Raw genomic sequence first — 15,649 nt, forward strand, 5'->3', positions numbered from 1 at the left:
GTTATCGATTTGATTTTCGTTTTCTTAATTCGAGGTAATACCCCATTATCATTCCATACAATAAGCCTCCAACTAGACGAGAAATTAAATATCGCACCCATTTTCCATTCTCGATTCGTTCATCATAAAAGGTATCCAAAGATATTCCGTATTGCATCATATGCTCTATTATACTATAGACTAATATAAAACCTATACCTATAAATCCAACAGTGAGCCAATATTTTTTTGAAAAAAGTATTTCTTTGAACATCTACTTTAATTTCTCATTATTATGATGTCTATCATGGTCTCTCTTAGTTTTAATATCCAACTTCTTATCAAAAGATTCTTGCAAATCAACTCCTGTTTGATTAGCTAAACACAACACAACAAATAAAACATCTGCTAACTCTTCTCCTAAATCTTTGTCTTTATCACTTTCTTTTTCACTTTGCTCTCCATATCGTCTTGCTATGATTCTAGCGACTTCTCCTACCTCTTCGGTAAGTTGCGCCATATTGGTGAGTTCATTAAAATATCTAACTCCATGATTTTTAATCCAATCATCTACAGCTTTTTGAGCATTTTGAATATTCATCTTATATTTTCTTTAAAACTACCTGTTGATTTTCTTTTTCTACAAGTTGATTATAAAACTGCTTTAATGTTAAATAAAAATCGGGAGTAATCACTGCTATATTAATCGTTTCATTAGCAATAATCTGAATAACTCCATTTGCAACATTGGATCTAAAAGTAAAAGCCCCCGTATCTTCTGGTAATTTAAATACTCCAGCCTCTGGTAATTCAGCTACTTGATACCCCTCTGGGATTTTAATATTTAACATATATGCATTGGTAAATCCATGTCCAAAATCAATTGGATAATCTCTTTTATCAGACTTAAATAAATTTTCTTTATCTCTTAAGAATAATAAAGGAGAAAAGTACATTTCATTTTCTATTAATTCTACTTGGTCATATGCTGCAAAGTTAAAACTTTCACTAATTCCTTTACCATATTGATCGATTCCTTTTACAGAATATTCTTCTATCTCATCAATTTCGAATTTTTTCTTGAATCTTTTTACTTTACTTTCATCATCCTTTTCAGAATGCATTACCCTAAAACGATGTGCAAGATAATCCATATGCCTTACATTAAATTTACCTTTTACCTCTCCTTCTCCATTAATTTCACATTGCATACTATATCTAATCAAAGAAGGTTTTTTGGGTCTGAGATCAACCCTTTGAGAAGTATTATTTGCTCCAATAACCCTACCTTCTCCTCTAGTGACTCTATCGGGCAGAATATTGGGTAAACCATATTTATCTGTGGCATCTAAGTAAATTAATTTACCATTTGATAATTTTACTCTGGTGATCACATAGTTAAACCCATCTAATGTTGGGAAAAGAGCAGTTACTCTATTACTTGTACTTACAAGTACTGGATTTGCATCAAGACCAGCAGATGTTAACATAGATGTAAGCATTAAATTGATTTCGGCAGCATTTCCTGTTTTTTCTTTATACGCTTTTTTTACACCAACAGTAGTACCAACTCGATACTTATTATTCCATACCATTCTATTTTTTACATAGTCGAATACTTTACTCATTTTTTCCTCTTCGTCACTTATTCCAGACAAGAGAGTTTTTAAATCTTCTTGGTAATAACTCTTTTTCTTTAATTCATCCCCAAAGTTATTACTAGCATAAATTGTCTTTACAACATCTTCCCAAGTTGTAGAATAATATTTGATGGGTTCACCAGGGAAATTAACAAAAGACAATTCATAACTAATCGCCGAAATATAGTTCTCTACATTTCCTGAAAAAGGTTCAACTACAAAAGCTGGAACATTACGTGAAAAGATTTTACTAGTATTCACAGAAAAATCTAATGAACTTTGAGAGCTCCTACTTTGAGAAGCTGTTCGTCGGCCGTAATTATCAACAGAGCCCCCTCCCGCTGAATTGGTAAAAACAATCCTATCACTTCGTTTGGATTCTTTAAGGTTTACCGGAAGATATCCTGTACTAAACTTTTTAAATGTAAAATACTCCGGAGATTCTACTTTTACATCTAAGCGTTTTATTGGGATCTCTTGTTGTAAATAAATCCTATCTATTCTAGAAAAGAATGGCGAGATAATTTTATACTTATACTCTATCACAGAACCTTCTTTCAATGCTGGCATGGTAAACTTCTGTTGTTCATAATTCTCTGAATATTTACTTTTAAAAATGCCATCTTTCTTAAGCTTTGTTTCTACAATCTTACCTTCTGACAAAGTATATGTAGTTCCTTTCAAATCGGTAATTCGTTCTTCATCACTACCTCTTTTGTATAAAAAAACCTCATCTGATGCATATTCAAATCCATCTTTATTGTAAAGTTTAATTCTTTTTACTACCTCGGTTATTAATTGAAATCCTTGCGATTTGATGTACTTAATATAGATGTTTTTGTTCTCATAAAGGATAGCTGCATTAGCGGTTTTATCCAGAGGGTATGCAGTCTCGGATAGTTCCTCTTTAGAAACTTTCCCAAATTTGTATTCTTGAGCAAAACCAGTTGCGATGAGTAACAAGAACACACCTAACAGTGCATTTTTAAAGTTTTCCATGTTTATTTGTATTATGGTTTTCAATTCTTGGCTTTATGTTGTTAGTTTTTGCAGTTACGACATCAAATGCCGTTTACTCTTTATACTTTTTTAAGCACTACCTGATCACTTTCTTTTTTGATTAATTGTCCATAAAACTCTTTTAATACAGAGTAATATTGTTCTGTTATTAACGGTGAACTTACAGTTTCACTAACAAATAACTGTATCATATCTCCAACAATAGTCATTCGAAACACAAAGCTACCCATCTTTTCTGGTAATTGAAACCCAACATCTTCAGGTTTTTCAGCTACGGTATACCCTTCAGGTATCTTTATATTAACAGAATAACTATTAGAGAATCCATACCTCAAATCTACGGGATATTTTCTTTCGTCAGATTTAAAAACATTCTCTTTATTTCTTAAAAATAGTAAAGGAGAAAAAAACATCTCATCTTCTATAACTTCGATCTCATCAGAAACTTCAAAAGCAAAACTTTCTGAAATTGCCTCACCTATGTTTTCAACATTGTCAACCTTATATTCCGAAATGTTTTGGATCCCATAAATAGACTTTAAACGCTTTATATGTTCTTCTTCTTTTTTGGATGCATTCTGTACTCTAAAATCATGTGCTTCATAAGAGGTATATTTCACTCTTTGTTTTCCCTTTATATTACCATCTTCTTCAATTTGACACAATAGGACATTTTGTTTTAGAGATACTTTAGACGGTCTAAACATTACCATATCAGAATCCCCTCTTTCTGTAATCAACCGTCCTAAACCCTGAACTACTCGATCAGGTAATACATTAGGCTCACCATACTTATCTGTTGCATCTAAGAAATAAACATCTTCATTTACTTTAACTCTGGCTACAACATAATCTAACCCTTGCAGTGTAGGAAATAATGACAATGCTTTATTACTTGAACTCACTAATATTGGTTTTACATTTACCTTTGCATATTTCAACATTGCGATCAGCATTAAGTTAATCTCTGCTGCGGTTCCCACTCTTTCTTCATACACCTTTTTCATGTTTTTTCTGGGCATTACTGCAAATCTATCATTCCAGGTCATTTTCTCTTTTACATAATCATAAATTAAGTTCATTTTCTTCATTGGGTCAGATACTCCAGAAATTAACTGATCAATGTCTTTCTTGAAATATTTTGTAGTATTCATAGCACCACCAAAACGGGAATTTTTAAAAGCCCCTTTGGCAATTCCGCCCCAAGTAGAAGCATAATTCTGTATAGTACTATATGGAAATTGCACAGACTGTAATTCGAAACTTAAGGCCGAAACATAGTTCATATAATTTCCTGAATAAGGTTCTTTTTTAAAGGCTGTAACTTGTTGCGCACTTATATCATATTTTGTTACATTATAATCAACTCTTTGACTATAAATCATATCACTTTGTCTATCTGAAGACTCCCTGATATTAATGGGTAAAAAACCAGCTGTTCTTTTTCTGAACGTATAATACTCAGGAATCGCAAGTGAAACTTTTATTTTTTTAATCGGAATATCATATTGCAACAAAATTCTATCAATACTTCTTGAGAAAGGAGATAATATTTTATACTTATATTCTATAATTGATCCTTTAGTTAAGGCAGGCATTGTAAATGACATTTTTTTTAGAGATCCCGAAACTTCAGTTTTAAAAATACCATCATTTTTTAGTTTTGTTTCTATAACAGATCCATCTTCAGCCAGTGAGTATGTAACACCAGAAAGACCAGAAACCCTCTCAGCTGTCCCATTACTCTGATAAAGGAATAATTCTTCACTAGCATGACCAAAACCATTTTTTGTATACAACTTGATTCTCTTAAAAACTTCTGTCGTTAAGACAAACCCTTGTTTTGGATCATAATCATAGTAAATTTTCTTTTTCTCAAATAACACTGCTGCATTTGCAGATTTATCAAAAGGGTAAGACGTTTCTAGTAATTCTTCTTTGGATACTTCTCCAAATTTATATTCTTGGGCAAAAGATGATATAGCTACCATTAGGATTAACCCTAATAGTAATTTTTTTATTTTTTTCATTTTAATTGTGGTTATTGGTATGCTATGATTGTTTTAGTACTATTCGTGACTTATCTGTTTTTTTAATTGCCGCTCTAAAGTTTCTATATTCTTCATACTTTTCTTTTGGAAAAGTGCCATCAACAATTTTTAGATATCGTTTAAATCTAATCTGATTATCAGTTATTTTTTCGAGCTCATAACTATAGCTCCCAAACTCGGTTTTGATTGTTTTTTTCTCTGGTAAATTTCCTAAAATGTATCCTTTAGGTAAATTGATCACATAGTCATCTGTATTAACATAACCTCTAGAAATTACTAGAGCCGTTTGTCTATTTTTATATTTAGGAAAGTTACTCTGATCACAACTAAAAAGGTTTGGAGCTATTAATAGTCGGCTTCCTGCTTTTTTTCCATATGATGTACAGGATACTTTTATATCTTCTGTGAATTTGACGGTATCCTTATCATCATTTAATTTAATAGAAGTGATTTCTAAATTATTGATATAATCCCAGTATTCTTTATAATGTAATTTTTGATCCTTAGGAGTTTTAAACTGAGTGTTATAATTCCAATCATATTCTAATCCTTGAGATGATCTTTTAATTTCAGCAAACATTGATGCGTCCTCATTAATCGTTATCGTAGCACCGCAATGCTGTAAATTCTCTTCGGGCTTATACTTTTTTGTTCTCTTTATTTCACCACCTTCAGGTTTAATAACAAGCACATTTCTATCATCTGTAAAATCACCAATAAAATTAAACGGAAGTGTTTGACTTGTACATTCTAACCATAAGTCTTCATTATCATCAGGGATATTAAGAATAACATGATTTCCTTGCATTGATGCAAACTCAGGATCGATATCTCTTCTTTCTTTTGCATAAACAACAGTATAATAAGAAGTTATATCTTGACTATCCAAAAGCGCTTTTGTATAATTTGTAAGTGCTTTACAATCTCCGTACCCCAGTCGATCAACATCACTAGCCAGGAATGGCATCCACCCACCAATCCCTAATTGGACACTTATATATCTGGTTTTATCCTGAACATACTCATAAATCAACTTTGCCTTTTCTTTTTTGGTTTTTGCATCTGCAACTAGGGCACTTATTTTTGCTATAGTCTCTGAAGACAATTCATCCCTACCTGCTACCAAATTATCATATTGCCATTTACCAAAAGATTTCCAATCTACACCATATCCTTTTACCTCGGCTAATGAGAAGTTATTTAAAGCCACTTTTACCATGGGTACCATAAGATCATATGATGGACTATTAACTTCTGGTAACCTTGCTGCCACATTTGAGATTTCATATCTAATCTCTTGATCTGTTTTATTTATTACAATAGGATACTCGTCAAAATTCACTTCCTTTAATCTCAATTTAATTCCTGTTGAATTTAGAATCTTATATGATGATTTTTCAACACCTAATCGATAAGCAACTATTGGGTTCCAGGGTTGAATAAATGCTGTTGTTGAACTTTCGACTTCACTTTCAAATACCAAAGTGTACGGATAACTTAAAGGGGTATATTGAAAATACATCATACGATTATCATTCATTAACGAAATCCCATCATAAACACTTCTATCATTGAAATCTTTCTTTTTATACTTTTTTATCTCTTCTCCAGATGAATCATAAACAATCGCTTGGAGTTTTTTAATTTTTGTAGTAGGATCATAAGCCTCATATGAATCTGCATATCCTTTTCCATATTTATTAAATACGGTTACTATTCTTTTAGTTTTTACGGTTACAGAGCTAATAGAATTAATTTCTATAACTACTTCTTCCGATCTTACAACCGCATTGGCATCTTTTGTAAGAGAAGTATCGATTTGCGAAACTTGTAAATTAATCTCGTCTTGAGCATAAATGTCTGTATAAGTAAATAAGACAATTGCTACAAGAAATTGTAGTGCTGTTTTTTGCATATAAATCTAATATTTTGGGTGGGGTAGATTACTCTTTATTTTTGGTATCAACAAGTATAGTGACTGGTCCGTCATTGAGCAAAGATACTTTCATATCGGCTCCAAATATACCCGTCCCTACTTGTTTTCCCAAATCCTTTTCTAGTTGTTTAATAAATGCTTCATATAATGGTATAGCTACATCTGGCTTGGCTGCCTTAATATAACTAGGTCTATTTCCTTTCTTTGTACTTGCATGCAGTGTAAATTGACTTACAACAATAGCATCTCCTTTTATATCAAGAATACTTTTGTTCATAATATCATTTTCATCTCCAAAGATTCTCAGATTAGCTACTTTTTTCGACAACCAACCAACATCTTGATGATCATCATCATCTTCTATTCCAAGAAGAATCAACAATCCTTGATTAATTTCAGAAACAATATCTCCCTTTACTGTTACTGAAGCTTCAGACACTCTCTGAATTACTGCTCTCATATATTCATCTAAATTTTTGCAACAAAAACATCGTGCTTAATGTTTTATATTGCAATTTTAAATAGTTTTAGTTTCATTTTTTGAAACTGAGAAATATTTTTTTGTTTTTATTTATCAGAAAGTATACCAAAAATCACATTTTCTAAACCTGAAATCAATCTTCATCATAAGAATTCTTTCTATAATGCTCTTCTTCTCCTTCAAGAATCTGCAAATAGCTTTTATATCTTGACCAAGCTACCTCCTCATTATCTAAAGCTTCTTTGACTGCACATTTAGGTTCATTAATATGCATACAATTATTAAACTTGCATTTCGATTTTAATTCAAAAAACTCAGGAAAATAGTCCCCTAGCTCCTCTTTATCCATATCAACTATACCGAATCCTTTAATTCCTGGAGTATCAATAATTTTAGCATCAAAACTTAGATCAAACATTTCTGCAAAAGTAGTAGTATGTTGCCCTTGTTGGTGTTGATCACTTATCGCTGCTGTTTTTAAAGATAAATTAGGTTCAATTAAATTTACCAAGGTAGATTTTCCTACACCACTATGCCCAGAGAACATAGATACTTTACCATTCATTAGGGCTTTTACTTGATCAATATTTTTACCTGTTTTGGCTGAAATACCAATACACTCATAACCGATCTCTCTATATAAAGCTGCCAAATATTTTATTTCTAACAACTCATCTTCGTTGTATGTATCTATTTTATTAAAAAGTAACACAGCCTTAATCTCATAAGCTTCTGCAGTAACTAAAAACCGGTCTATAAATGCCGTAAAAGTAGGAGGGTTATTCAAAGTAACTAATAAAAAAACCGTATCTATATTTGCTGCAATAATATGAGTTTGTTTGGATAGGTTTACTGACTTCCTTATAATATAATTTTGGCGTTCCCAGATATTTTCTATCACCCCAGTCTCTTGATCATTTTTGGTTTCTAATTTAAAATCGACTTTATCGCCGACAGATACAGGGTTTGTACTTTTTATTCCTTTTATGCGAAATTTCCCTTTAATACGACACTCGTATACCTTACCATCATTAGTCTTAACGGTATACCAACTCCCAGTAGATTTATAAACAGTACCTGTCATAAGCACAAAGATGCAACTATTAATTTTTTTGTACTCCCTATTTTTCACTTTTATAAAAGTAGGGTATTTTTATTCTTGTTTGTTTTAGATATACAAAGTTAAAAAAGCTTTATGGCACAACTATTGATGAAATGCCTGATATTAATCTTAAAAAACAAACCATAATGAAAAAAATTTTATTATTACTTGCACTTACTTTTATTAGTTTCCAATCTTCTTTTGCACAAGACGTGTATGAATTTCAGATCGTAACCGTTATTGAATCTATAGTACCTAGTGGGCTAGGTAGATCAAGAATGATTACCACTAATGAAACTAGAGATTACAAAGAATTTACTTCTACTCGTACTGGTGAAAAAGACAAGAGAAATAAATCTGATCGTGGAGAAATTCGTGTTAAAGGTTTTGACGAAACTAAATTATTAAACTTTTTTAACCTTGGTGGAATTCGTTTCCAGAACATAGCTGCAAATGATGCGATTGTAACTTCAAAAATTAACGAAATGGCTTCACAAGGATGGGATTTAGCCTTTATTACTAGTGGTGTCGAAAGTTTTGGTGGAAAAGGTGACGGTAATGGTATTTATGTCACTCGTTATACTTTTAAAAGAAAAAAATAAAACCACATAATTAAAACCACCCGTTTGATATACTAACGGGTGGTTTTAATTTATTATCCTCTGGCCACTTTCTCTTGGTGGTTTATAGATTCTTGGTGAATTGCCTTATATATTCTAAGAATAAACTCTTCACTTAGTCCTTTTTCTTCGCCTTCAAGAATCATTTTTCCTAAGATCTCATTCCATCTTTTAGATTGCAGAATTGCTACATTTTGCTTTGCTTTAGCTCGTCCAATTTCATCAGAAATTTTCATTCTTCTTGATAATGTCTCTAGTAATTGATTGTCGGCTATATCAATTTTTGCACGTAATTCTCCTAGTGTTTTTTGATAAGCTTCATCAACACCAACTTCTTTACGAATTTTTAAGTCTTTCATATACTGAATTAATGTATCTGGCGTAATTTGTTGTTTCGCATCACTCCATGCATTGTCAGGATCATAATGAGTTTCTACAATTAATCCATCAAAATTAAGATCTAAAGCTGTTTGAGAAAGATCAAAAATCAGATCTCTTCTTCCTGCAATATGAGATGGATCTAGAATTAATGGTAAATCTGGGAAACGATTTTGTAAATCAATAGGAATTTGCCACTCCGGAATATTACGATATTTAGTTTTCTCATAGGTTGAGAATCCTCTATGAATAACCCCTAGGTTCTTTACATCACATGTATAGAAACGTTCTACCGCTCCTAACCAAAGAGAAAGGTCTGGGTTAATTGGGTTTTTAATAAGTACTGGATTATCTATTCCTTTACAAGCTTCAGCAATATCTTGTACTATAAACGGAGAAACTGTACTTCTGGCACCAATCCAAAGTACATCAACACCATGTTCTAAAGCAAGCTCTACATGATGTGGGTTTGCCACTTCTGTAGCTATTTTTAATCCTGTTTCTTCTTTTGCTCTCTGCAACCATTTTAATCCTAAGGCTCCAACTCCTTCAAAATTACCTGGTCTAGTTCTTGGTTTCCAGATACCTGCTCTTAAGACTGTAGCATCAGAGTCTTTAAGTTGGTGTGCTATTTTGACAACCTGATCTTCTGTCTCGGCACTACAAGGACCTCCGATTACCAAGGGATGATTCAAATTATAATCATCTAACCAGTTTCTAAGTTCTTTCTTATTTTCCATGTCTATATTTAATTCTTTGTTATTGTTATGTCTACTTTATTTTTATTTCTTACTATGAAATTCCTTTTAGAATTGTTTTTATGTGATTTGTGTCTTGCATTTCCTTGTAAATTTCGGTAAAATTATCGTCTTCTATTAACTTCTTAAATTGAGTAAGATTTGCGATATACTCTTCTAATGTTTCTATTACATTTTCTTTATTATGTTTAAAAATTGGCGCCCACATTGCGGGAGAGCTTTTTGCCAAACGAACTGTTGATGCAAACCCACTACCTGCCATGTCAAAAATATCTCTCTCATTTTTTTCTTTCTCAATTACGGTCTTACCCAACATAAAAGAACTTATATGAGATAAATGTGAAACATATGCTATATGTTTATCATGCGAAGCAGAATCCATATATCGTATCCTCATTCCTAAACGTGAGAAAATCTCCATACCTCTTTCTTGCAGCTTAAATGCTGTTTTTTCAACTTCGCAAATAATATTTGTCTTGCCTCTATACAGATTTGCTATTGCAGCTTGAGGTCCCGAAAACTCTGTACCAGCAATAGGATGAGCTGCAAGGTAGTTTCTTCGTTTTTTATGTTCAGAAACAGTTTTGCAAAGTTTTTGTTTTGTAGAACCTACATCAAAGACTAAACAATCATCATTGATTTTATCCAAGATTACTGGCAACATTTGTACTGTAGCATCTACAGGAATAGCCACAATAACTATATCAGCTTTTTCTAACTTATCTAAACTTGATTTATATTGTATCAATCCCAGATCTAAGGCTTTATTCAGATTTTCTTCACTTTCATCAATGCCATAAATTTTTGCATCATCAAAAGCGGCTTTAATATCGATAGCAAAAGACCCTCCTATTAATCCGATTCCTATTATAAATACATTCATGCTTCTACTCGTAATCTTTTAATAGCTTCTTTTATATTTTCTATGGTCACACAAAGTGAAAAACGAATATACCCTTTACCATTACTTCCGAAAATATCCCCTGGAGCAATAAATACGTCATTTTCATATAAGATTGTATCAATAAAAGAAGTAGCCTCTATGCCTTGCGGTAATTTTGCCCAAACAAACATTCCTTTTGCAGTCTTATCAAAAGTACAACCTAAAAGGTTAGCTAGTTCCCATATCATAGTTCTCCTTTCTTCATAAATCTCATTCATTTTCTTGTACCATGTATCAGAAACGTTAAGCGCTGCTATTGCTCCTTTTTGAATTCCTTGAAACATTCCGCTATCCATATTACTTTTTACTTTTAAGACAGCTTCTATTTTTTCTTCACTACCGCTTAGCATACCAACTCGCCATCCCGCCATATTAAATGTTTTACTTAGAGAATTGAGTTCTAATGCTACTTCTTTTGCTCCCGGAACAGACAAAATACTTGTTGGACAATCATTTAAAACAAAACTATAAGGGTTATCATTTACTAATAGGATACTATGTTTTTTTGCAAAATCAATTAGTTTTTTAAATAGCTCTATACTTCCCGAAGCCCCTGTTGGCATATGCGGATAATTCACCCACATAATTTTTACATTATTTAGATCCATTTTTTCAAGACTATGAAAATCAGGTTCCCACGCATTATCTTGAACTAAATTATAAAAAACTGGTTCTGCACCCACCAAATTAGTAACTGAGCTATATGTTGGATACCCTGGATTAGGAATCAACACTTTATCACCTGCATTAAGATAAGCTAAAGAAATATGCATTATACCTTCTTTAGACCCCATAAGTGGCAAAGTTTCTGTATCAGGATTTAATACCACCTCATATTTGGTCTTATAAAAATTCGAAAAAGCTTTTCTTAATTCTGGGATCCCTTGATAACTTTGATACTTATGCGCTCCATCTAGTGTTACTGCCTCTTGCATAGCTAAAATCACTTCTGTAGGCGGATCAAGATCAGGACTACCGATAGCCATATTAAGCACTGGTTTTCCAGAAGCTGCAAGTGCTCTAACTTCTCTTAGTTTTTTTGAGAAATAGTATTCTTCTACAGTATCTAATCTTTTTGCAGTTTGAATGCTCATCTGTTTTGATTTTTATATTCTCCTAATACTTTTAATTCTAAAGCCATTATTTTTAAAATCGACATTGCCTTTTCATAGTCTGCATAGTCTTCAAAAGTTACATCTACAAAAAAAGAATATTTCCAAGGCTTATCTATTAGTGGTAATGATTGAATTTTAGTTAAATTCAAATTGCAATCACTCATCACATTAAGTACAGTAGCCAAGCTTCCTCTTTTGTGGTCTGTAAGAAATTTTAATGAAGCTTTATTTATCTCTTCTTTCTCTACTTTGGCTTCTTCTCTTGCCGTAAGGATAAAAAAACGTGTACTATTTGATTTTATGGTTTGTATTTCTTTTGCTAGAATATCTAATCCATAAATAGCCGCAGCAGTTGCTCCAGCGACGGCAGCAATACCTTTTAACTGTTTTTCATTAATTCTTCTAGCCACATCTGCAGTATCAGCATCTTCTACTAATTTAATATGAGGATAGGACCTAAAAAACTCTTTACATTGCAATAAGGCCATTGGGTGAGAATAGACCTCTTTAATATCTGAAATCTCTTGACCTCGTAATGCCATCAAACAATGATGTATTGGCATATAATATTCACCTTTTATAGTGATATTATGCTCATCAATATAAGCATAGTTAGGAATTATAGAGCCTGCTATAGAATTTTCGATAGCCATTACAGCATCTGTACTTTTATTCCTCTCTAAGCTATGCACCAATTCCTGAAAAGACATACATTCATCAACCACCACGTTTTCTCCAAAATAAGCTTTGGCAACACCATGATGATAAGATCCTTTTATTCCTTGTATAGCTACTTTTAAGCCCGATACATTATCTACAGCAACTGTTTTTGGCTCTATTATATCTTGATTAATGTCTTTCATTTAGTACTATTCACAATTTTATTAGTTAAAAAAACTCTTATTTTAAGTTTTAAAAAAGTGTCAAAAAAAAATCCCGATTTTCATCGGGATTCAAACTATATATTTTAAGTAGTATCTACATAGTAATCCCGCTTCTATCTTTAAAATAAAAGAAGAAGAAATAAAATCGATTCCAAGTAAATACGTTGTTCATTGTCTTAAATTATGATATGGCTAAATTAGGTAAAACTATTCCGCCACAAAATGTTTTTTCATTTTTTTCATTCCTAGAAGGGCATTATCATCAAATTCTAAATAATAACTAGGTATTACTGTAATTATTAAAACAAAACACCTCTTCTTTTGCAAATCTTCTATATTTTTTAGTGCTAACAAACGTTCGTGAGATCATCTATATCAACACTTTACAAAAACATCTACTTCATATAAGATGAAATAAGTATCGATAAAATCAAAAACACAGTCAAACGGGATTATTTTTTTTCTTTTATATAACCCCTAACTCTTTACCAACTTTGGTAAAGGCAGCTACAGCTTTTTCTAAATGAGCTTTATCATGTCCCGCAGAAAGTTGTACTCGTATCCTAGCCTTACCTTTAGGCACAACTGGGTAAAAGAATCCAATCACATAAATTCCTTCATCTAACAATTTAGAGGCAAATTCTTGTGCTAGTTTTGCTTCTTGCAACATTACAGGAACTATAGGATGATCTCCCGGAATAATATCAAAACCTGCTTTGGTCATTTCTGATCTAAAGTACTTGGTATTTTCTTCTAGCTTATCTCGTAACGATGTCGAAGAACTTAGCAGATCTAATACTTTTATGGAAGCCCCAACTATTGATGGCGCTACGGTATTCGAAAAAAGATATGGTCTAGAGCGTTGTCTCAGCATTTCTACTATTTCTTTTCTCGCAGCAGTAAATCCACCAGAAGCTCCTCCTAAAGCTTTGCCGTAAGTACCAGTAATAATATCTATACGTCCCATTACATCTCTGTACTCATGAGTTCCTCTACCTGTTTTACCAAGGAACCCCGTAGAATGGCATTCGTCTATCATTACCATTGCCTCATAAGCATCTGCTAAATCACAAATTTTATCTAATTGAGCTATGGTTCCATCCATAGAAAATGAACCATCTGTAACAATCAAAATTCTTCTGGATCCTTTTGCTGCTTCTAACTGCTTTTCTAGATCAACCATATTATTATGTTCGTATCTAAAACGTTTAGCTTTACATAAACGAACTCCATCTATAATAGATGCATGATTCAAAGCATCAGAAATTATAGCATCTTCGGCACTTAAAATTGGCTCAAACACTCCACCATTAGCATCAAAAGCAGCAGCATACAGAATACAGTCTTCCATACCTAAGAATTCTGCAGTTTTCTGCTCTAATTCTTTATGAATATCTTGAGTACCGCAAATAAAACGTACTGATGATAATCCATACCCATGAGAATCTATTGCATTTTTACCTGCTTCAATAACATCAGGGTGTGAGGAAAGTCCAAGGTAGTTGTTTGCACAGAAATTTAACACATTGGTTGTTTTTGTCGTATTAATTTCTGCTCCTTGAGGTGTTGTAATTATTCTTTCTGATTTATACAATCCTGCTGTGGTAATTTCGTCTAATTCCTTTTGTAATTGATCTTTTATATTTGAAAACATCTTTCGGATTTATTTTTTTATTGCTATTATTGGTCTCTAGCTAAAACTAGATTTTTATATTTTTTTTAATTCCTTAAAACAGTAAAGCTTCAAGGTTTTTTGAACCTGTTTTATATTTTTCTTGTAGTTTTTGAATCATCGTCACCGTGATTCTTTCAAGATCAAATTTTGGTTTCCATCCCCAATCTTTAGTAGCTGCTGAATCATCGATTGATTTTGGCCATCTAGCCGCTATTTCTTGTCTAAAATCAGGATTATATTTTACTTTAAAACCAGGATACAATTTACGAATTTCATGAACTATTTCTGCTGGAGAAAAGCTAGTTCCTGCAATATTATATGAAGTGCGTATAGTAATATCATTTTTTGGAGCATCCATTAATGAAATTGTTGCTCGTATTACATCATCCATAAAAATCATAGGCAACGTAGTGTTTTTATCCAAAAAACAATCAAACTCTTCTTCACATACAGCTTTATGATAGATATCGACTGCATAATCTGTTGTACCCCCTCCTGGCAAAGATTGAAACCCTATCACACCTGGATAACGCAGGGATCGAACATCTAAACCATATCGAAGAAAATAATATTGAGCCCAATTTTCACCAGCTGCTTTACTAATTCCATACACTGTTGCCGGATCTAAGTATGCATCGTTTGGAGTATTTATTGCTTGTGCTCCTTCTCCAAAAACAGCAATTGAACTAGGAAAAAATACTTTGTCTATATTATTTTTTCTAGAGACCTCTAAAACATTAAACAAGGTTTTCATATTAATATCCCAAGTTTTTAAAGGGGTCTCTTCTCCTTTGGCCGATAATATTGCCGCCAAATGATAAATCTGTGTTACCTTATATCTTGTTACTATTTCTTCTATTTTACTCTCATTAGTAGCATCAATAACTTCAAAAATACCATGAAAAGCATTTATTGATTTTAAATCTGAAGCTATAACTCGTTCCAAACCAAACTTCTTTTGAAGCGCTTTTGTTAAAACGGATCCTAACTGACCATTTGCACCTATAACCAAAACTACTGTTTCCATATCCTTCCTCTTAAAATTTTAACACAATACAAAGTATTAT

General features: G+C 32.3%; 14 protein-coding genes. 1 reads left to right on the forward strand and 13 read right to left on the reverse strand.

Annotation, left to right across the window (positions count from 1 at the left end; translation table 11 throughout):
* Window position 1: 1 nt before the first annotated feature.
* The 7 genes from AWE51_RS18890 to rsgA all read right to left on the reverse strand — a co-directional run bounded on the left by AWE51_RS18890 (window position 2) and on the right by rsgA (window position 8,191).
* Window positions 2–253 (reverse strand): hypothetical protein, encoded by a 252-nt coding sequence (locus AWE51_RS18890; protein ID WP_066316764.1) that lies wholly within the window; start codon window positions 251–253, stop codon window positions 2–4.
* Window positions 254–580 carry a nucleotide pyrophosphohydrolase gene (locus AWE51_RS18895; RefSeq protein ID WP_066316767.1) on the reverse strand — a complete coding sequence of 109 codons (327 nt, stop codon included), beginning with the start codon at window positions 578–580 and terminating at the stop codon, window positions 254–256.
* Between the two features lies 1 nt (window position 581).
* Window positions 582–2,618 carry a DUF3857 domain-containing protein gene (locus tag AWE51_RS18900; protein WP_066316770.1) on the reverse strand — a complete coding sequence of 679 codons (2,037 nt, stop codon included), beginning with the start codon at window positions 2,616–2,618 and terminating at the stop codon, window positions 582–584.
* Window positions 2,619–2,698: 80 nt separating this feature from the next.
* Window positions 2,699–4,669 (reverse strand): DUF3857 domain-containing protein, encoded by a 1,971-nt coding sequence (locus tag AWE51_RS18905; protein WP_066316771.1) that lies wholly within the window; start codon window positions 4,667–4,669, stop codon window positions 2,699–2,701.
* A 22-nt stretch (window positions 4,670–4,691) separates the two neighbouring features.
* Window positions 4,692–6,605, reverse strand: a complete 1,914-nt coding sequence (locus AWE51_RS18910) for a DUF3857 domain-containing protein (protein ID WP_066316772.1) — start codon at window positions 6,603–6,605, stop codon at window positions 4,692–4,694.
* A 28-nt stretch (window positions 6,606–6,633) separates the two neighbouring features.
* Window positions 6,634–7,086: a D-aminoacyl-tRNA deacylase gene (gene dtd / locus AWE51_RS18915; RefSeq protein WP_066316773.1), complete on the reverse strand. Its 453-nt coding sequence runs from the start codon at window positions 7,084–7,086 to the stop codon at window positions 6,634–6,636.
* Between the two features lie 154 nt (window positions 7,087–7,240).
* The gene (gene rsgA, locus AWE51_RS18920; protein WP_066316775.1) at window positions 7,241–8,191 is read right to left on the reverse strand and encodes a ribosome small subunit-dependent GTPase A; all 951 of its coding nucleotides are present in this window, start codon (window positions 8,189–8,191) and stop codon (window positions 7,241–7,243) included.
* A 164-nt stretch (window positions 8,192–8,355) separates the two neighbouring features.
* On the opposite strand from rsgA, the gene AWE51_RS18925 reads away from it, so the two are divergent.
* Entirely contained in the window at window positions 8,356–8,811 is a 456-nt protein-coding gene (locus AWE51_RS18925) for a hypothetical protein (RefSeq protein ID WP_066317789.1), read from the forward strand.
* A 53-nt stretch (window positions 8,812–8,864) separates the two neighbouring features.
* Here the strand turns inward: AWE51_RS18925 and AWE51_RS18930 are convergent, their stop codons facing one another.
* From AWE51_RS18930 to AWE51_RS18955, 6 genes are all read right to left on the reverse strand, one after another.
* Window positions 8,865–9,947: a bifunctional 3-deoxy-7-phosphoheptulonate synthase/chorismate mutase type II gene (locus AWE51_RS18930; RefSeq protein ID WP_066316784.1), complete on the reverse strand. Its 1,083-nt coding sequence runs from the start codon at window positions 9,945–9,947 to the stop codon at window positions 8,865–8,867.
* Between the two features lie 52 nt (window positions 9,948–9,999).
* Window positions 10,000–10,848, reverse strand: coding sequence for a prephenate dehydrogenase (locus tag AWE51_RS18935; protein ID WP_066316787.1), 849 nt, complete (start codon window positions 10,846–10,848; stop codon window positions 10,000–10,002).
* Window positions 10,845–12,002, reverse strand: coding sequence for a pyridoxal phosphate-dependent aminotransferase (locus tag AWE51_RS18940; RefSeq protein WP_066316790.1), 1,158 nt, complete (start codon window positions 12,000–12,002; stop codon window positions 10,845–10,847). The genes AWE51_RS18935 and AWE51_RS18940 overlap by 4 nt, the downstream gene beginning before the upstream one ends.
* A complete protein-coding gene (locus AWE51_RS18945) occupies window positions 11,999–12,886 on the reverse strand; it encodes a prephenate dehydratase (RefSeq protein WP_082832515.1) in 888 nt (295 codons plus the stop codon). Before AWE51_RS18945 ends, AWE51_RS18940 begins: the two co-directional genes overlap by 4 nt.
* A gap of 487 nt (window positions 12,887–13,373) precedes the next feature.
* The gene (kbl, locus tag AWE51_RS18950; RefSeq protein WP_066316793.1) at window positions 13,374–14,561 is read right to left on the reverse strand and encodes a glycine C-acetyltransferase; all 1,188 of its coding nucleotides are present in this window, start codon (window positions 14,559–14,561) and stop codon (window positions 13,374–13,376) included.
* Window positions 14,562–14,634: 73 nt separating this feature from the next.
* Window positions 14,635–15,609 carry an NAD-dependent epimerase/dehydratase family protein gene (locus tag AWE51_RS18955; protein ID WP_066316796.1) on the reverse strand — a complete coding sequence of 325 codons (975 nt, stop codon included), beginning with the start codon at window positions 15,607–15,609 and terminating at the stop codon, window positions 14,635–14,637.
* Window positions 15,610–15,649: the final 40 nt, after the last annotated feature.

This window comes from Aquimarina aggregata, assembly GCF_001632745.1.
Classification (GTDB): domain Bacteria; phylum Bacteroidota; class Bacteroidia; order Flavobacteriales; family Flavobacteriaceae; genus Aquimarina; species Aquimarina aggregata.